This is a genomic window from Microcoleus sp. Pol17C6 (genome assembly GCF_036701145.1).
GTDB lineage: Bacteria > Cyanobacteriota > Cyanobacteriia > Cyanobacteriales > Microcoleaceae > Microcoleus.
Map to the genome: position 1 here is coordinate 44,725 of NZ_JAUBQH010000025.1, position 15,774 is coordinate 60,498.

Below are 15,774 nucleotides of genomic sequence, written 5' to 3' on the forward strand. Positions count from 1 at the left end.
TTTTCAGGATAAATTTAACTTTTTGAACTCGTAAGGAAGAATTAGGTCAGGCTCTGACCAAAGCCCTAATTTTTTACGATTAGCAGCAGCAGTTTCTGTAATGACACCTCTGAGTACAGTCAATTCGCGGGTATTGTAGGCAAAGCGATTAAATGGCATATAAGTAACTGCCATTCCAGTTTTGCATAACTGAATTTGTATGTTGGTTGCTGCCGATATTTTGTCAAAGTAACAATCGCATACCCAGCGATCGTATATATCTTTCTCGATCGGAACCGTGATTATTGATTTTCCGGCTACATAATTCATCAAAGCTGTCTTAGATTTTTGTGCCCATTCCCAGTGTTTAAGTATTCGGGGATCGGTGCTAGTTTGCCCATTTTTTTGAGATTCAGGTGAATCTATCCACCGCAATCTTACTCTTAGTTCTGCACCTTGAGAATCTAGCGATAAAGTATCACCATCAAATACCCATTTAGAAAAGCACTTATAGACAGTTCCTGGTGTTATCATGGTAGCCTCAAAAGTATTTTATCTATTGTAATTTAGTTTTAATGCTTAATTAAAGGCTATTGAGAATTGACTAAAACAGGTTCAATCCAAAGCCGTTTACTATCTCGCCAGCGCTTACCTTCACCTGATTCTAACATCCTCCAATGTCCTCGTCTCCAGTGGGTACACGGAGAAAAATGAGTTTTTTGGTCTGTGGATATTACCGAGAAAGTGTGATAATTTTTGCCCAACCATCGGGGATATCTGACACTAGAAGAAGTTGGTTCGATAGGCTGGAATCCTTTATTTTTTCTCTTGATTTCGGATTCAGTAACCGTCGTCAACAATGACGGTGAAAATTCCAGAGTCAACAACACATTGATTACTAAGTTTCGGATGCGTTGAAGAAAAGCTTTATCATCGATCGATATGGTATGTTTACCCAAACTCTCATTTTCATCGTAAATCAAAGTACCGTCAGCTTTAACCGCAGTTCCTGAAGTCCAAACAGTTTCTAATGAATCTACGGTGCAAATCTGGAAATATCGATCGTGTTGTAGCGAAAACGGCTTAATTTGAATGTCATGCCACGTCCCGGAATTCCATTCAGGATATTCAGAATCACTACAAGAGATTGTGAGATAATCCACTTCAGCACCGTCTGGCGTATAAATCAAGCCTTTAGGTATGGCTAGCAAAAAAGTAGGTAACGATGGTTGCCAATCTTTAAGGACGCAAGGTTTATAAAGAGCATCAGTCTGATCGAATGCTTCTATCAATTGCTCAGTCAAACAATAAATAGGAGCATCTTTGATAAACCAAAGAGCTGTTCGGTAGCTATGTATAAATGCTGAAATATCAACTTTCACATATTCAGCGCTGCAACTTGACAAAGCTACCGAGAGAATTCCGCTCAAAATATGCCAGTTTATGTAGTTTGGAGGCATTTTATAGGTGCGATCGCCCCTGATTTCTTTAAGCAAATCTTTCTGGATTTCCTCAAAGATTTTCAGGCTGCGATCGCGGTTAGGATTCTTGTGGTCAAAAATGATTGGTTTCATGGCTTCAAATGTTAACGAAAATGATTCGAGTTTTGTTAGCGGGCATCCGTCGTAAATTAGCTCGTACTCCATAACTAAGACCGTCGTGGACTGCCAACATATAATCTGCCGATCGACTCATTAGAATATCTTGACGTGGATATCGACCTACATCAATGATTGGATAGCCGAAGCCTATACCGCTTCCTGCTTCGTAAACTTTAACTTTGGGATATTCTAAAACATTTAACAAGGTTAATGCTAATTGATCGAAACCACGATAGTTTCCAATCAAAATTGTAGCATTGAGCTTTGTGATATTATGAATTCGCGTCCACATTTCCTGGTTCATTTTCTCAAGTCTTTCGGTTCCAGTAAGAAATACTTGCATAGATTTAGAGTACAATTAATTGAGTTGGTGTTTTGAGTCAATTGACTGTTACATCGCGTTTGTAACAGTCAATTTTTCTAGTCTTTTAGATTCTTTTCAGAAGCATTCCAATTCGATCGTACCGATCGGAACGGCAACCGCTGTCAAAAATCCCAAATTGATAGTGAGAATAGTTGATACCAAATACCGAGATAACACAGTAGTGGTTGTAATAAGGGAATAATATTGAGCCTAAAAATGACTCAATATCTCTCTCAAACAACATTTTCGTTGTCAGCTTTTTATACTGTTGCTGGCTGTTTTGTCCCAAAAGCTCTAAAGTCTGAATATTCATTGGTCAACGATTAGCTAAAAACTACTGCTCTACAGCGAAGCTCCACGACGGTAATAATTAAGTTTTCTGACTTCTGTAAGTTGATCGATCGACCACATCTGGGCTAACAATTGACCTATTTCATCGTAAGTTTCGGGAGACTTAGCAGCCTCAAAGCCCTGAGTTTTATCTGTAATCGAACAGGTGTTGCGGTAGTAGCGGAACAGTTTATCTAACTCTGGTGCGATATTGAGTCTATCCCAGCGTAGTCGATTAGCTAATCTCAGAGCTGGTCGATCGTCTAGAATAGCTGAAGGATGGATGAAAGTTGAATTGTCAATTTTCGTGAGATAGGGAAGTGACATATTACTATGGCAAAAGGTCACTCCCCTACAGCAAAGCATTACTTATTGGCTACCTAGCACCACGACTATAATGATTTACTTTCCTGTCTTCAGTTAGTTGTTCGATCGACCACAGCTTAGCCAAACGCCGACCAATCTCATCATATTCTTGTATGCGAGAGTGGTAAAAGCCATAACCTTCTCCCACATATCCTTCATCACATTGAAGTGTTAAAAAGATATAACAGGTGTCGTCATAGGAGGGGAACAATTCACCCAATTCAGGTTTAATATGTTCCTTTTCCCAGCGAAGTTTAGCTGTTAATTTCTGAAATACTAAATCAACATCAAACCCTGAACCAGAACCTGAGCCTGAACTTGAATCAGACTTAGGTTCTGGTTCAGGTTCAGAGGAGTGATGATTTTTGGGAAGAATGCGAATTGCCATAATCATTTACCTCGACTGTTGTGATTGATTTTCTTGTCTTCGGTCACTTGTTCGATCGGCCACATTTTTGCCAACCGCCGACCAATCTCATCGTATTTGTCTAAGCAATCTCGATAGATTCCATAGCCTTCTCCTACATACTCTTCATCACAGTTAGGAGTTAGAAAGATGTAGCAGTAGTCTTTGTAATAAGGAAACAGTTCCCCTAGGTCAGGCTCAATATTATTGGTTTCCCAAGATAGTTTCGCTGTGAATTTAGCGAACATTGATTCTTTTGGCTTTGAATTAAAAGATTCTGACTCTGACTTAGATTCCGGGTCAGGGTCAGGGTTAGAGAATTTACCATTTTTGTCAGGAATGCGAATCGCCATTTATTTGTCCAGAAAACTCACAACTTTACAGCGAAGCCCTATTTTATTTACTAGGACTGTATTTGTGATATTGCTTTTCCTGTCTCCGTTGCCCTTCCCGATCGACATGGCAGGGAACACAGACACATTCGACTTCTAGATGGTTGACCGCATCGTAGCCCTTGTAGTGGTCATACTCATGGAGTCGTAGCTTGCGGGGCGGTACGCCATCGTCTCCTAAATGACCGCAATCCACACAGGGGATATTACGTGCACGCGGTAATTTATTGCGGGAGACTGCATAGTTTACGCGGTTGCGAGCTTGATTTTTGTCGCCATCTCTGCCAGGAACCGGGGGGAAACCTCGGGGTTTACTTATACCGATGCGCTACGCGCCCGCAAGCTACGGAATAGGCTGATACCTTCGGCGATCGAAAGCTCGACGACAGCTTCGGCAACGGTTATCTTTGCCGTCGCGCGCATTTTTAATCTGGTTAAACAAGTTCAGCTTTAACCAGGATTTGCAAGAGAAACACCATTTCAGACCAGACTTAAGATTTTGCTGATATTCTTCAACAGGAATTCCAATCTTGGCAGCAGCGATTTTTTGTCCACCGATTTTAGTGAGTGTCATATTTGTTGAGTAGGCAGTAGCTAAAAGAAAAACCTCTGACGAACCATTGGCACAGGTCAGAGGTTTTTTCTCAGGCAGGATTAGAGAGAGAGAGAAGACGACAACATTTGTCTCGGAACAGGAAACTGACGAAATCTCACATCTTCGGGAAATTCTTCGATCGTCCCGCCCTTTTTATCTTTAAGCTTCAGTTTTTGGTAAGTAGTTGCTACTCCGTCGATATAGCAGGCGCTGAGGATGGGGTTTGAGCCAAGTTGTTTGACAAATATCGCCACATCTTCAGCATTTTGACATTGGTTAACCATGAATCGAATCCAGTCCAGGTCACAGGGACGCGCACCGGGCCCGGATTCACCGCCGATAATTACTTGGTCGATTTGATCTAGCCATTCTTTCTTAATCGTTACCCGTTCTAGTAAAGGCTCACAGCTCAGAAACCAAATTACTGATTCTGTTTCTAAAAGGTAAGGAATTCTTTTAGTACAGTCTTGGTTCTCGATCGTCGTGCCAAGCCAGAGATTCGGAATCGGCCACACAAACTCTGCCGGGGGTAATTTCAGTTCCCGTCTCAAATCCTCAACGTGTTTTCTGATGGGTTCTTTTGCCGATCGAAAATAGTCCGGCATCCGCTCCGGGCGTTTTGTCAGAATTTGGAAGGTGTGCTGGGACGCTACCACCATATAAGCAAAAGCTAAATCCAGCGTATCATCACTGATCCAATCCCCGAAGCAATCAGTCATGGAGAAGATGAAAACTCTCTCACCTTTCTTCGTTTTCACCAGCTTCTCCATGATGATTGAGGAGAAAACCATGTTGACAGGAACTGTCCCGCTGTAGGCTAAGCCACTGGCAAAGATGAAGTAGTTACTTAGATTCATTGTTTCGGCATAACAATGAAGGCATCCTGGACTGATTTTATGACACCAGTGTCCGCCGTGTCTGCCATCGGCTTTGACCAAATGGATGGGATTAGCCGTGATGCCAGTCCACTGAATATTGCTCATGTGTTTTAGATGTTGGGGTAATCACGCGCGCGTGATAATTAACGTGCGCGTGTGTATGTAGAGAAATGAGAAACTAGCTAGTTACAGTGATATCCAGGTCATAGACCGCATCAGCTTCAATGAACTTTTCTGACGTGTGGCTTCGGATGGCTTGCTCAGACTTGAGGTAGATAGTGCAATCGCCATCGGTTCCGTTGCCATTCGATCGAATGTGCCAAGCCCAAGATACTGTTTCGACTAATTCAGCGGGAGAAGAATCTGTGACCCATTCCCAGTCAGACTTTTGAAATTCAGGCAAAAATTCTTGACCGTTTTCTTCGGCAACAGCTACAGCTTTTTTCAGAATTTCTATCACATACTCTTTGAAGAGTTTGAGAATGTGTGCTTGATTTCCAGTCGCGCTTGTTATTTTGATAATTTTCAGCATCAGATTACCTTTCTTTGACAGAGTGTTTGCTAGAAAGTGAGAGAGATTTTGAAAGTGGGAGGTCGAATAGATCCGGTCAGTTCCGGTCAGTTCGTAGCTTGCGGGCGCGTAGCGCATCGTCCTGAGTCAGATAGAGTCAGAGTGCGATCGAACTGAAAGTGACCTAAAGTGACCTAAAGTGACCTAATCTGAACTTTCAGAGGATTGCTCCCCTGAAGTAGAGATTATTTGCCTTTAAGTTGCTTGACAGGTTGCTGTTCGACATCAACAACTTCAGAACCGTTGCCATTACCGTTGAGATTACTACCCGCACCCGCTGGCAGAGCTAAACCAGAAGATGGCATAGAAGCTAAGCACAGCGTTTGATTCTCAATGAGTCGAGGATCGGTACAATGAGTCAACCCTTTCTGGTCATCTTCAAAAATCATCCGAGCAGCTTTGACGGCAGCTTCTTCAAAAGCACCGGTGATCGGACGAGTGGAAATGGCTAAGTAGTAGTAAGGGCCATAATTACCCTCGCTCTGTACCATCTCGAAGCGGAAAATGTTAGTGAAATAAGCATCAGAAGCTTTTCTGAGTGCATATTCATTAGCATCACCTTGCATACCTTCAGAAACCCAAGAATTGAATGCGTCGCGACTGAAACATTCAACTAAGCCTTTCATCTTGTCTTGACTTTGACGATGGATAAGAAACGTGCTCAGCTCAGAACATTTTTCATGAAAGTGAGACTTCATTCCCCCGGCGACTGGGATTCCCCAGACCTCGGTAAACTGTTCATTTTCATAGTGAGGTTTGAAAGTGAGAGTTTTCTGTCCGATCGCGCAAATTGCCATTTCGACAAATTCACCACGGGTCAGTCCAGCTTTCTCGGCTTTGCTGCTGTTCATTCCTTTGGTTTCACCAGTAACGAACATTCCGAATTCTTTGGAACAATTCGCGCGATACCGACTAGGAATAGTGGGGATTCTGAATGCGTATCCGTCAATGATAATTGGGTTTTCCATGATTTGTTTCTGGTTTCGTTTCTGAGTTGTTTCTGTTTCTGTTTTTGTTTCTGTTTCTGTTTAAGCTTCTGTTGTTAAAAGAAACTCAATCCCATTCAGCGAAGCATTACCTAACTTTGGGATATTATTTAACTTTAACGTAGCTGGCGATCGGAAAGACAATTGCAAGCTACGCTAAAGTTAAATGACTATTTGGTTCAAGTTTTCATCATGACAAAACTCAATTGCAGAGTGGAGGATATCGTCAGCAGCTTCTAAAGCGTACTTTTCGTTAACATTGACAGGATTGCGAGGAAAAGCGTTTACCATGAAGCCTTTCCCTAGATCAGTCTTAAATGGGAGAAAGCCTAATTCATAAATTTTGCCAGGTTCGATCGGTAGGAAATCACGCTTTACTGTGACGAAAGTTGAAAGCGTTCCCCCAGAATCATTAAGGACAAATCCCCAGATTTCTGTTATTGGCAACCGAGCAAGTACCGAATCGATCGTCAAAGTTAGATGATTCATCTTTACGATTGCCATATTCAGCGAAGGAAATTCTTGACCTTCTAAAACAAAGTAACCTTTGACTCGATTTTCTTTGTAGCGGACAAAGGGCTGTACTTGAAAACTGGATTCATTGATTGTGATTGTTGTCATTGTAGAAATACCGTAGAATACTGTAGATCTGAATTGTCAAGGATCAACAACCTAAAGCGAAGCATTTTAATGAATACTATCCCTTTAGGTTGATTTTAGCGTTTTAGGTAGTGAACATAAACCGCTAAACCTGGCACTTTATGCTCCGTTTTCTTAATTGCGATCGCCCTCTGTTTCCGTAACGTTTCTAAGTACGGAGAATTGAGAAGTTTTTCATGTTTTGTTTCTGCTTCTGCAAGCATTTCCTTCAAATCGTTGATGTAAGAGTCACTATTTTCGATGGCGGTTGCATTCGATCGACACAGTTTATCGTATTCGCGATTGATGTCTTCGTCCAATCGAGTAACGGTAAGGTTTTTGTCATCGTAGCGAGTTCGGAGCTGGATGACGATTTTGGCATTGTCGTCGTTATAAACAACGTTTTTGCGAGAGTTTTCAGATTCCATAATCTCGAAAGCTTCGAGAATAGCATCAGGTTCGAGCGCCTCAGCTTCAACTTTTAATCTTTCAATTTGATTGCGAATTTCAGCAATTTTTTGGAGATGTTTCATGTTAGAATTGTGGGGTGAGAAATACCTGAACTGAATCTGAAGCGGTTAGTCCTACGCTAACCGCTTTTCTGTGTGTCTGTGCTGGTTTTCTACCAACTAAGAGCGTTTAGTGCTGCTTGTTGCGGAGTTCCAGTAAACTCATCTTCAAGCGTTGAATTATCGAATAATCCAGCTTCATGAGCATCAGCAAGTTCTTGATGGATACAATCAACGTCGTACTCTCTCAAGTCTGTTGCTTCTTGTAAGTCATCAAACGGTAGATATCGATCGAAATGCTTGAAATCCTTGTTGATGAACCATTCAGGCTGCATTTCGATCGACTCAAGATGATTCTCAAGCCATTTCAGAAAAGCAAACTTAACTTGGTCAGGCGTAAATAAACTGCACTGTAGACAATCTAATGCCTGAAGCCGATCGACGATTTCATTCAGATCGATCAGTTTGCCGATCGCTTCTAGTAGTATCCGGTCTGCCACTTTCTCAGGAACTAAAGTCTCAACAGTTTCAGAATCGATTGCTAATTGTTGAACAGTTTGTGCTACAGTAATTGAAGATTGGATGGACATATTTTACCTTTGATAGATTGCTGGACAGAGTGATAGAGAAATCAATACCCCCCGGCGAAGCCTTCACGAAGCGTCGCCGGGGTTTTCTTGTCAGAGCGTTTGTCAGAGCGAAGGTAAATTAATTCGGAAAACCTTAGCTTCAGATTCAACGACGTTGTAAATATCGTTGCTCATGTGTTCGACTTTGGCTTTAAATCAACGCACAAACGCTAATTTGACATCAGAATCGTTGTCCATCTGACAGTCACAGATGCAGCGAAATTTAAGCGTTTCTACGATCGCGTCAACATCGAATATCTTTTCAATTATTAAAAGATAGTCGATGTCTTCTTGTGACCAAGTTTGCGGTGATCTGAAGATAGCTGAATGGTTTTGCATTTAAACACACAAACAAAAACAGAACACTCCCTTACAGCGAAGCATTGTTTCTGTTTCTGTTTCTGAATGATTCTAAACTGTTTCTGTTTCTGGTGTTGTTTCTGGTGTTATTGCTATGGGGTTGGCTAAAGCGTAGGAATTGAGAAGATAAAGCAGGCTAGCAGCAGCGACGGTAGTATATTTGGTAGTCTGTGGTTTGCCGTCATTTTTATCAGGAACAGAACGCTTGATTAAGTAAGAGCTGTCGGAGATGCGATCGCAAGTGAGAATGTCTCCGCGTTCGATCGCACCCTTCGCAAGTTTGGTGATGCGACTGTGAATATGCGCTATAACTGCTTTTTTCTTCATTTTGAGTTTCTGGTTGAGTTTTTGGTTAAGTTTGCGGTTGGTCAGATGTCCCCCTTAATAAGGGGGGATGTGAGGAAAAACAGCTAGAAGAGGCGTAACTGACGGTGAGCAGGTTCAACAATTAAGAACTGAGATTCAGCCGGGACGTACTGATAAATGAGCAGATTATGATTGCGGGCCATCTCAAAAGTTGTGGCAGTTCCACCCCCAACGCCGTGAGGATCGCCGGAAAAAACTGCTAGGCAAATGTCCGATCGTTTCACCATCCAAGCATTCCGAGCCTGCATGACACCTGGACTGTAATTCTTGTAAAGGCAGACTTGATCAGTTGCTTGCTCCAGCAACTTTTTGTAATGACTTTGCTCACGAGGTTTCCAGAGAAGATGTTGATCAGCGCAAGGAATCACGGCTGTCCATTTGAGTTTACGCCGAACTAAAATCTCTGCTGCAACTTGGTCAGTGCCGAGCGCCATACCACACAAGAATTTAGTCACGCCTTGCTTCACTGCCATTGTGATAAGTTTATCGATCGGAATGTTGTAATCGAACCAGCGATGTCCAGTAATCATCGCCGTGTGGTACTCTTTCACATCAAACGGTTCATGAAAATTGTATTGAGTCTCGCGGTTAAGACTTCGATTGACTCGTTGTTGTAAAGCAGGAATATTGCTTGCTGCCATGAGTTATTTCTCTGAAAAAGAATCAACAACTCATGGCGAAGCATTACTTATTTCTGTGTTATTTCTTGGCTAATAAACTTGGCGAATGGTTAAGTTTAATCTGCCGTGGTTCTTCAATAAGTCCGAGGTTTTGGGAAGAATTCTTTGGACTCCGTGATAGGCTAAACGGCTGTCACCGTGCAAGATAACGACATCGCCCGATCGTAAAAGGATGCCGTCGAGTGGATCTTTGCGACTGCGGTTGCTGCCGATGACAAAACTGCAATCATCACCGAGAGATATCGAAATGATGCAGGGTTTGAGGTTGCTCTCGGTGTTATCTTGATGCAAACCTAACTTACTTTTCCCGGTGGCTGGGTAAAAGTTGATTAGACAGGTTTCGGGCCGGTAATCAAATTCACCAACTAATTGGGCTAAACGTTGAGCACTATCTACCAACTCTGTCGGCATTGGTGCGAAGGGTTGATTATTTACTGGATTGGTATAGGAATAACGGTAGCCTTTTCGATCGGAAAGCCAGCCAACAATTCCGCAACTGGTTTGGCGACAGTTGAATTTCTGACCAGATGGCATTACGGGAATTGTTATTCCGCCGTTAGCTTTGACTACATCTCGGATAAGTTCAACGAGATTATATTGTTCACAAACAGAGAAATAGTTTTTGAGGTGCAACATAATTTTTATTTAGAAATCAACTCATCAACGCGAAGCGCTAGAGAACAGAAAATCTCCAGCGAGGGCTGGAGACTTATCTACTTACATTCAGATTTCCGTGAATCCATTTTCTGCTTGATGCGCTGCGGTAGACCGAGGATTGCATTCTGATAGACTCGATGCGCTACGCGCCCGCAAGCTACGAACTCTTGCTCAAAGTGAGCGCCGACCGTGGAGCTCTCGATAACCAACAGCGTTTCATCATTTGCCCGGTTGGCCGCTTCAGTCCAGTTGTGAGAACCGGTGATGACTTTGGTTCCATCAACAACACCGAACTTGTGGTGCAGTCGATCGCCTACAGGGAGTTTTGGCATTCCGACCGTCGCCAGTGGCTGACTCCAGGGACGGTTTTCGACTTCCAATTTGCAGCCTTCAAGCAAGCTGGCTCCCATCATATCCATCGCCTCGCTGTAAGGGCGGTAGACAAAACTGGAATCAACCAAAGCTCTGATACTTACTCCAGTCTGGGATTTAGCTCCCAATGTGTCTGCCAACTGCTGGGCAGAAAACACAAATAGCGCCAGATTGACGGACTTGGATGCGGTGGCTAAAGTCCGATCAATTAATCCGTTCGGTGTCTGCTGCCAGGGAGTTTTGCTTGTCGCCGGCGAGAACTGAACCGCGACGGTCGCACCGCCGACTTGAACTCTGGCGATCGGGCGAGCAGACTTCTTCACACCAAATTTGCTGTCTGGCTTTCCGCCAGGCCCGTCTCCCCACATCTGACTGAACTCTTCGCTGAAAACTTTGGCCAGCTCCGGGCTTTGAAGCTTGAGCAGATTATTCGGATTTCCCCGACTTTCGGCGCTCTTGAAATCGCCGTGAATATCGCTGGTAGTGAAATTGGCTGAAGTGACGATGAGAGTTTTGCCATCAATGATGATGAACTTGTGGTGCATCAATCCACTGCCTTTGCTACCGTCAGCGGTATCGTCTATCATCGGGATTCCTGCTTCACGGACGATCGCCAGAGCATCACCGCTGGAGATTTCCGCATCCGAAAGTGAACCGTCTTTATTGCTATCTGCAAGGTGAACGAGTTCGGCATAGCGATCGCGCTCTCGCTTGGGCAACGCTGCTACCTGTGAGGGAGAAAGAGCGATCGGACGATTGTAGAGATTTTCGATAATGACTCGAACTTTGATACCTGAGCGATGCCGATGCGCTAGAGCTTGCGCTATTCGAGGCAAACGAAGTTCCTCAATTGCGACATCGACACTTTCACGAGCGCTGTTGATGGAATAGACCATGAGCTGTTCTAAATCATGACCTGGACGAGTAATTTGGCGATAAGGCTCAGTGTAGCTAGAAACTTGAGACTGATTGAAATAAACCTGGAGTGATGGATCTTGAGGCAATGCTTTGACTACTGGTGCTGCGGGAATTTCTTCTATTGATTTTGGTTTCATGAATTGACAGGAAGCGAAACTAGCGAGAATTAAAGCTGCTAAACCGACAATTTTCTTGTTCATGATTTTTTGGGTGATGAATAATGTTTACGTGGGTCTAAAAAAAAATCTCTAGCTGGTGCTAGAGATTTTCTTCTACTTTGTCTTTGCTATTTACACTCCTTATCTTGCTTAATCACAACTTCGCCCAGATTGCCATGAGCTCCGCCTCTAACTAAACAAAATTTCTTTCTTGTCCAGGGGTGGCTAAAAGTAATAGTTCCATGCTGGCCATAACTGCCACCAATTCCGCTATTGGTTTCGCTACTCCAACTAATCAAGGTTGCTACATTGCTGCCTGCTTTGCCTGCAACTTTCGCATCAATACCTCTAAAAGTCGATTTGATATTTACACCGCTGGGCAATGTGACTTTCGATCCACAAACTCCGCTCAAACACTCTGCAATTGCTGGCTTTTCGCCTGTGTAGATGGCTACACTTCTAATTTCACCATAATTCACAATTGCATCATATCTACTTTGCTTCGCTGTCTGGACTAACTGCACATGGGCTGCTGTGACTTTTGCATAACCAATCAATCCAGTTCCTGCTAACAATCCAATTGCTGCCAATTCACCAGCGATTACGATTGTGGTCATTGTTTCTACTAAATTAGCCATGATAAATACCTAAGTAAGGGATAGTGAGTTGCAAATTTACAACTCACTTTCTTATCGCGAAGCGCCCTCACTAAAAATCTTTACCTTGCTCTTTTTCTTAATTTGAAAGCCCCAATATCCATGACAGATACTGAGGCTTTTCTTTACTATCGATCGGTACTGCTAGAACTAAAATACATCCGTTCTATTGCTGTTACCGTTACCGTTGCTGTTGCCGTTGTTGTATTCTTTCTTGCTGGCGTAATATTCCGATCGAATTTGCATCAATTCTTCGGCTGTATAACCCAACTTGCTGACAAACACACGTATTGCTGGCAGATCCATTTTATGAATCTCGTACTCGTCCCAATCACGCTTGAAAACTTCGTACAAATCTAAACCTTTGAGATCGGTATCATTATCAGCCTTGAACTGTGACCAAGCCATGATACGAACAGCATCTCTCATATTGGATGCTTCTTTTTCAGATTTAGTCAAAATGTGAATAGCCATGATAAAACTCTAAGTAAAGTACACAACATCTAACTCAATCCCTAATGGCGAAGCCCTACAAAACGCTTAGGTTCACCATTGTTTCTTCATTAACCGATTAGTAAATAAAGTTAAATATTTTGGGTCAAATCCAAAATATTTAACTTTATTTTACCATTCGATCGGCTCTACCATTTGCGATCGATAACCTTTGGCTTGATTCAATTGCCACAACACCAAACTAAATCTTTCCTCACTCATAATGCGAGGGACAGAATGGAGTTGCTTACAATTAAATTTCACAATTTCTCCATCATTCAACACACAGCTTTTGCCATCAACGACAAATTCTGCCATGCCAATATTCAGAGAGACTGCGATCGGTCTGCCATACCCATGATCTCGATGAGGAGCAATCAAACCACAACTGCCACCTCTTTCTTTGCCATGATAAGTCAACAAACCTATATCACAGCCTGGATAAAGCCTCTGACAAAGCTGATACAACCTTTCGTCATAAAACCCAAGGCTGACTTGTCCGTTGCCAAGATGGACTTTATTAAACAACCAAAGTTCTAACCTTTTATTGGTCAAACTACTATGGCTATATTCCATTTCGACAATTAAGTCTCTCAAATACTCTTTAAATTCAGAGAGATTTGGGATAACTTTCTTCATCTTTTCCATGATACTAGGCTCCTAATGACAATATTTCACTGCTTCCTTATCGCGAAGCGACCCTAGCGAAAAAACTTCTGTTACTTCTTCTCTTTCCTAGTTGTCGATCGAATGAATCTACAATGAAAATTTATTGATGATGGAAAGTAAAGAACTCTCCATCATCAATTTGTGCTAAGAAAAGCTAAAACGGAGCACTATCATCATAATGCGTTTCATCAACATCTTCACCAACATCTTCAGGGATATCGGTGTTGTTATGTCCGTTAGATGAACTGCTGTTCTTGACGGGAGCTGTGCTACCAGAAGTATTAGTTTTCTTGGCATAGTATTTCGATCGAATCGAAAGTAACTCAGCCTCAGAAAATTCTAAACTCTTAGCAAAGGCGAGAAGATCTTCATAACCTTTGTTATGAATCTCATCAACTTGCCATTCTTTGTCAAACACAGCATAACCGCCATACTGAAGATTCTTGAGTGCTTCTTTGTTGGTAGACTTGTACTCTTCCCAGGCAAGAATACGAAGCGCATCAATCAACAAACTACGCTTTTTGGCAGTTTTGGACATAAAAACAATAGCCATGATGAAATTCCTTTGATAAATGTACAGTAAATTCGGAAATAAGTAGAATACCTATCTCATTTCCCTATCGCGAAGCGAACCTCACAGAAAAACTACTGTAGGTTCTTTCTTTCGTAGCTGTAGCCATCGATCGATTGATGATGGAAAGATAAACTCACCATCATCAACTTAGGTCTAGGTCAACCATTAATCATCAGCAAAAGGGTCTGGATAAGGTTGCGCGATGGAGTAGTAACATTCTCTGATAGTCAACAGTTGTTCGATCGAGAAACCTCTTTCTGTTGCTAAGAGAGAAAGTTCAGTTAGATCCATCGATCGAATCTTGCACTGTCTCCAGCGACTGTAGAATCTGGTGTAACGCTGGTTTAAATCTTCACGAATCTCAGGATTTGTTTCAAAGACTTGCCATGCGAGCACCCGGAACGCATCACGTAGGCGTAGAGTTGTCTGTTCTGTTTCTGAATCAATCTGAATCATGGTAGTAGAAGTAGAAGTAGGTTAGGTTTCTGATTGGCTGTTTAACAATGCTTGGATAGAAAAGCCTTTCTCCATGAGATACCAAACAGTTCGATAGTAATCCATCGAATGAATTTGATGGATTTGCCAACGTTTGTTAAACTCGGCTTCACTCATCTGTTCGTGGTAATGTTGCCAAGCTAACGATTTGAAAGCCAACTTTAGCTTTTTAGTGATTTCCGATTTCTCACGTTCAGATTCAAAAACTTGTCGTTCACGTTCGTTTGGATACATCTTTTGTTACTGCTGTTGTTGGTGTTGTGGAAAAAGGTCATTAAGAAGCTTGATAAGAGTTTCTTTGTTCTCGATCGACACCTTCAATGCGTAAGGAAATAGCGCATCGTTTTCGGTAACAAACTTAACTTTGCCACTCAAATTAGATGCGGGGAATGCTACTTGAAGAGAAGTTGCTCTAGGAGTGAGAACCAGTTGATATCTTTTGTCACGTTTGTTTTTGTAGCCAACGTATTGTTCTGTGTAGCACCGGACTAACTGAGTATTCTTTGCTAACCAAGTTTCTGCGATCGAAAACAAAGTTGTTCCACCTTGAATTGTTTTAATGTCAGTAGAAATCAATTGAGGTACACCGTCAATAAGTTCAAATCGTTGAATCACATCGTAAACTATTTTGTCAGACATAAGAATTGTGGGTGAATTAGGTAATGTGGATAGTCTAAGTTTCTCCTTACAGAAGTAGTAAAGAGAAACTTAGGTCTTAGCTTTTAGGTAGTTGAATGGTCAGCTACTTTTTCTTGCAGCGAATTACTTCAGCAACAAACTCAGGACTTAGCCCACGTATTTTCATTTCAAACGGGAAATCTTTAATCCGCTTGGCTTTTCTGGGTTCGGCTTCTTTCGGGAGTGTGTAACCGCCAACTGTAGCTACCAGATTGAGATATGTAGTAGCCTCAGTTTTCGATCGAATGCCTATGTACGTGATGAAGGATTCAAATCCTGAAGCTGCATCGGGCATTTCTTCCCAATTGAATTGATTATTGGTTGTGCCGACAATCGTGATTCGATCGCTCAATCTTACTACAACGTAACTGCCGTGCGGTGATGTTTCGATAACTTCACCTTCAACACCTGCAAAATTGATTTTGTCCATGATTAAGTTTCTAAGTAAATAACT

The 15,774-nt window shown here is 42.3% G+C and carries 26 protein-coding genes; all 26 read right to left on the reverse strand.

Annotated features, from left to right (window positions below; genetic code table 11):
* Positions 1-3 precede the first annotated feature (3 nt).
* The 26 genes from QUA25_RS14385 to QUA25_RS14510 all read right to left on the reverse strand — a co-directional run bounded on the left by QUA25_RS14385 (position 4) and on the right by QUA25_RS14510 (position 15,750).
* Positions 4-513, reverse strand: coding sequence for a thermonuclease family protein (locus QUA25_RS14385; RefSeq protein ID WP_333038883.1), 510 nt, complete (start codon positions 511-513; stop codon positions 4-6).
* 56 nt (positions 514-569) lie between these two features.
* The gene (locus QUA25_RS14390) at positions 570-1,553 is read right to left on the reverse strand and encodes a hypothetical protein (RefSeq protein WP_333038885.1); all 984 of its coding nucleotides are present in this window, start codon (positions 1,551-1,553) and stop codon (positions 570-572) included.
* 4 nt (positions 1,554-1,557) lie between these two features.
* Complete coding sequence (locus QUA25_RS14395) at positions 1,558-1,923, reverse strand: hypothetical protein (protein WP_333038888.1); 366 nt, start codon at positions 1,921-1,923, stop codon at positions 1,558-1,560.
* 85 nt (positions 1,924-2,008) lie between these two features.
* Positions 2,009-2,257 (reverse strand): hypothetical protein, encoded by a 249-nt coding sequence (locus tag QUA25_RS14400; protein ID WP_333038890.1) that lies wholly within the window; start codon positions 2,255-2,257, stop codon positions 2,009-2,011.
* Between the two features lie 29 nt (positions 2,258-2,286).
* Positions 2,287-2,601: a hypothetical protein gene (locus tag QUA25_RS14405; protein ID WP_333038892.1), complete on the reverse strand. Its 315-nt coding sequence runs from the start codon at positions 2,599-2,601 to the stop codon at positions 2,287-2,289.
* Between the two features lie 49 nt (positions 2,602-2,650).
* Positions 2,651-3,028, reverse strand: coding sequence for a hypothetical protein (locus tag QUA25_RS14410; protein ID WP_333038895.1), 378 nt, complete (start codon positions 3,026-3,028; stop codon positions 2,651-2,653).
* Positions 3,029-3,030: 2 nt separating this feature from the next.
* Positions 3,031-3,399, reverse strand: coding sequence for a hypothetical protein (locus QUA25_RS14415; RefSeq protein ID WP_333038897.1), 369 nt, complete (start codon positions 3,397-3,399; stop codon positions 3,031-3,033).
* Between the two features lie 382 nt (positions 3,400-3,781).
* Entirely contained in the window at positions 3,782-4,012 is a 231-nt protein-coding gene (locus tag QUA25_RS14420) for a hypothetical protein (RefSeq protein ID WP_333038900.1), read from the reverse strand.
* 80 nt (positions 4,013-4,092) lie between these two features.
* Positions 4,093-5,016 (reverse strand): DUF5131 family protein, encoded by a 924-nt coding sequence (locus QUA25_RS14425; protein WP_333038901.1) that lies wholly within the window; start codon positions 5,014-5,016, stop codon positions 4,093-4,095.
* A 73-nt stretch (positions 5,017-5,089) separates the two neighbouring features.
* Positions 5,090-5,443: a hypothetical protein gene (locus QUA25_RS14430; RefSeq protein ID WP_333038904.1), complete on the reverse strand. Its 354-nt coding sequence runs from the start codon at positions 5,441-5,443 to the stop codon at positions 5,090-5,092.
* Positions 5,444-5,667: 224 nt separating this feature from the next.
* Positions 5,668-6,450, reverse strand: coding sequence for a hypothetical protein (locus tag QUA25_RS14435; RefSeq protein WP_333038906.1), 783 nt, complete (start codon positions 6,448-6,450; stop codon positions 5,668-5,670).
* A 180-nt stretch (positions 6,451-6,630) separates the two neighbouring features.
* Positions 6,631-7,089: a hypothetical protein gene (locus tag QUA25_RS14440; protein ID WP_333038909.1), complete on the reverse strand. Its 459-nt coding sequence runs from the start codon at positions 7,087-7,089 to the stop codon at positions 6,631-6,633.
* A 95-nt stretch (positions 7,090-7,184) separates the two neighbouring features.
* Positions 7,185-7,640 carry a hypothetical protein gene (locus QUA25_RS14445; RefSeq protein ID WP_333038910.1) on the reverse strand — a complete coding sequence of 152 codons (456 nt, stop codon included), beginning with the start codon at positions 7,638-7,640 and terminating at the stop codon, positions 7,185-7,187.
* 89 nt (positions 7,641-7,729) lie between these two features.
* Positions 7,730-8,206 (reverse strand): hypothetical protein, encoded by a 477-nt coding sequence (locus QUA25_RS14450; RefSeq protein ID WP_333038913.1) that lies wholly within the window; start codon positions 8,204-8,206, stop codon positions 7,730-7,732.
* A 450-nt stretch (positions 8,207-8,656) separates the two neighbouring features.
* Positions 8,657-8,932, reverse strand: a complete 276-nt coding sequence (locus QUA25_RS14455) for a hypothetical protein (protein WP_333038915.1) — start codon at positions 8,930-8,932, stop codon at positions 8,657-8,659.
* An 83-nt stretch (positions 8,933-9,015) separates the two neighbouring features.
* Positions 9,016-9,612: an SLOG family protein gene (locus QUA25_RS14460; protein ID WP_333038917.1), complete on the reverse strand. Its 597-nt coding sequence runs from the start codon at positions 9,610-9,612 to the stop codon at positions 9,016-9,018.
* A gap of 69 nt (positions 9,613-9,681) precedes the next feature.
* Positions 9,682-10,287, reverse strand: coding sequence for an alpha-ketoglutarate-dependent dioxygenase AlkB (locus tag QUA25_RS14465; protein ID WP_333038918.1), 606 nt, complete (start codon positions 10,285-10,287; stop codon positions 9,682-9,684).
* Positions 10,288-10,364: 77 nt separating this feature from the next.
* The gene (locus QUA25_RS14470) at positions 10,365-11,798 is read right to left on the reverse strand and encodes a phospholipase D-like domain-containing protein (protein ID WP_333038919.1); all 1,434 of its coding nucleotides are present in this window, start codon (positions 11,796-11,798) and stop codon (positions 10,365-10,367) included.
* 86 nt (positions 11,799-11,884) lie between these two features.
* Entirely contained in the window at positions 11,885-12,394 is a 510-nt protein-coding gene (locus tag QUA25_RS14475) for a hypothetical protein (RefSeq protein ID WP_333038921.1), read from the reverse strand.
* Positions 12,395-12,562: 168 nt separating this feature from the next.
* Positions 12,563-12,886 carry a hypothetical protein gene (locus QUA25_RS14480; RefSeq protein WP_333038923.1) on the reverse strand — a complete coding sequence of 108 codons (324 nt, stop codon included), beginning with the start codon at positions 12,884-12,886 and terminating at the stop codon, positions 12,563-12,565.
* A 150-nt stretch (positions 12,887-13,036) separates the two neighbouring features.
* A complete protein-coding gene (locus QUA25_RS14485; protein ID WP_333038926.1) occupies positions 13,037-13,552 on the reverse strand; it encodes a hypothetical protein in 516 nt (171 codons plus the stop codon).
* 175 nt (positions 13,553-13,727) lie between these two features.
* Complete coding sequence (locus QUA25_RS14490; protein ID WP_333038928.1) at positions 13,728-14,126, reverse strand: hypothetical protein; 399 nt, start codon at positions 14,124-14,126, stop codon at positions 13,728-13,730.
* A 186-nt stretch (positions 14,127-14,312) separates the two neighbouring features.
* On the reverse strand, positions 14,313-14,603 hold the full coding sequence (locus QUA25_RS14495) for a hypothetical protein (RefSeq protein WP_333038931.1): 291 nt from the start codon (positions 14,601-14,603) through the stop codon (positions 14,313-14,315).
* A gap of 21 nt (positions 14,604-14,624) precedes the next feature.
* A complete protein-coding gene (locus QUA25_RS14500; RefSeq protein ID WP_333038934.1) occupies positions 14,625-14,876 on the reverse strand; it encodes a hypothetical protein in 252 nt (83 codons plus the stop codon).
* Positions 14,877-14,882: 6 nt separating this feature from the next.
* Positions 14,883-15,281 (reverse strand): hypothetical protein, encoded by a 399-nt coding sequence (locus QUA25_RS14505; protein WP_333038937.1) that lies wholly within the window; start codon positions 15,279-15,281, stop codon positions 14,883-14,885.
* A 103-nt stretch (positions 15,282-15,384) separates the two neighbouring features.
* Positions 15,385-15,750 (reverse strand): hypothetical protein, encoded by a 366-nt coding sequence (locus tag QUA25_RS14510; protein WP_333038940.1) that lies wholly within the window; start codon positions 15,748-15,750, stop codon positions 15,385-15,387.
* Between the last annotated feature and the right edge of the window lie 24 nt (positions 15,751-15,774).

What these genes read in the sequence shown, in the direction of transcription:
- QUA25_RS14430 (WP_333038904.1), bottom strand. Translation starts at nt 5,443, where the DNA reads ATGCTGAAAATTATCAAAATAACAAGCGCGACTGGAAATCAAGCACAC.
- QUA25_RS14445 (WP_333038910.1), bottom strand. Translation starts at nt 7,640, where the DNA reads ATGAAACATCTCCAAAAAATTGCTGAAATTCGCAATCAAATTGAAAGA.
- QUA25_RS14495 (WP_333038931.1), bottom strand. Translation starts at nt 14,603, where the DNA reads ATGATTCAGATTGATTCAGAAACAGAACAGACAACTCTACGCCTACGT.
- QUA25_RS14435 (WP_333038906.1), bottom strand. Translation starts at nt 6,450, where the DNA reads ATGGAAAACCCAATTATCATTGACGGATACGCATTCAGAATCCCCACT.
- QUA25_RS14505 (WP_333038937.1), bottom strand. Translation starts at nt 15,281, where the DNA reads ATGTCTGACAAAATAGTTTACGATGTGATTCAACGATTTGAACTTATT.
- QUA25_RS14395 (WP_333038888.1), bottom strand. Translation starts at nt 1,923, where the DNA reads ATGCAAGTATTTCTTACTGGAACCGAAAGACTTGAGAAAATGAACCAG.
- QUA25_RS14420 (WP_333038900.1), bottom strand. Translation starts at nt 4,012, where the DNA reads ATGACACTCACTAAAATCGGTGGACAAAAAATCGCTGCTGCCAAGATT.
- QUA25_RS14470 (WP_333038919.1), bottom strand. Translation starts at nt 11,798, where the DNA reads ATGAACAAGAAAATTGTCGGTTTAGCAGCTTTAATTCTCGCTAGTTTC.
- QUA25_RS14510 (WP_333038940.1), bottom strand. Translation starts at nt 15,750, where the DNA reads ATGGACAAAATCAATTTTGCAGGTGTTGAAGGTGAAGTTATCGAAACA.
- QUA25_RS14410 (WP_333038895.1), bottom strand. Translation starts at nt 3,028, where the DNA reads ATGGCAATTCGCATTCTTCCCAAAAATCATCACTCCTCTGAACCTGAA.
- QUA25_RS14400 (WP_333038890.1), bottom strand. Translation starts at nt 2,257, where the DNA reads ATGAATATTCAGACTTTAGAGCTTTTGGGACAAAACAGCCAGCAACAG.
- QUA25_RS14440 (WP_333038909.1), bottom strand. Translation starts at nt 7,089, where the DNA reads ATGACAACAATCACAATCAATGAATCCAGTTTTCAAGTACAGCCCTTT.
- QUA25_RS14450 (WP_333038913.1), bottom strand. Translation starts at nt 8,206, where the DNA reads ATGTCCATCCAATCTTCAATTACTGTAGCACAAACTGTTCAACAATTA.
- QUA25_RS14465 (WP_333038918.1), bottom strand. Translation starts at nt 10,287, where the DNA reads ATGTTGCACCTCAAAAACTATTTCTCTGTTTGTGAACAATATAATCTC.
- QUA25_RS14405 (WP_333038892.1), bottom strand. Translation starts at nt 2,601, where the DNA reads ATGTCACTTCCCTATCTCACGAAAATTGACAATTCAACTTTCATCCAT.
- QUA25_RS14480 (WP_333038923.1), bottom strand. Translation starts at nt 12,886, where the DNA reads ATGGCTATTCACATTTTGACTAAATCTGAAAAAGAAGCATCCAATATG.
- QUA25_RS14500 (WP_333038934.1), bottom strand. Translation starts at nt 14,876, where the DNA reads ATGTATCCAAACGAACGTGAACGACAAGTTTTTGAATCTGAACGTGAG.
- QUA25_RS14455 (WP_333038915.1), bottom strand. Translation starts at nt 8,932, where the DNA reads ATGAAGAAAAAAGCAGTTATAGCGCATATTCACAGTCGCATCACCAAA.
- QUA25_RS14415 (WP_333038897.1), bottom strand. Translation starts at nt 3,399, where the DNA reads ATGGCGATTCGCATTCCTGACAAAAATGGTAAATTCTCTAACCCTGAC.
- QUA25_RS14475 (WP_333038921.1), bottom strand. Translation starts at nt 12,394, where the DNA reads ATGGCTAATTTAGTAGAAACAATGACCACAATCGTAATCGCTGGTGAA.
- QUA25_RS14425 (WP_333038901.1), bottom strand. Translation starts at nt 5,016, where the DNA reads ATGAGCAATATTCAGTGGACTGGCATCACGGCTAATCCCATCCATTTG.
- QUA25_RS14485 (WP_333038926.1), bottom strand. Translation starts at nt 13,552, where the DNA reads ATGGAAAAGATGAAGAAAGTTATCCCAAATCTCTCTGAATTTAAAGAG.
- QUA25_RS14385 (WP_333038883.1), bottom strand. Translation starts at nt 513, where the DNA reads ATGATAACACCAGGAACTGTCTATAAGTGCTTTTCTAAATGGGTATTT.
- QUA25_RS14390 (WP_333038885.1), bottom strand. Translation starts at nt 1,553, where the DNA reads ATGAAACCAATCATTTTTGACCACAAGAATCCTAACCGCGATCGCAGC.
- QUA25_RS14460 (WP_333038917.1), bottom strand. Translation starts at nt 9,612, where the DNA reads ATGGCAGCAAGCAATATTCCTGCTTTACAACAACGAGTCAATCGAAGT.
- QUA25_RS14490 (WP_333038928.1), bottom strand. Translation starts at nt 14,126, where the DNA reads ATGGCTATTGTTTTTATGTCCAAAACTGCCAAAAAGCGTAGTTTGTTG.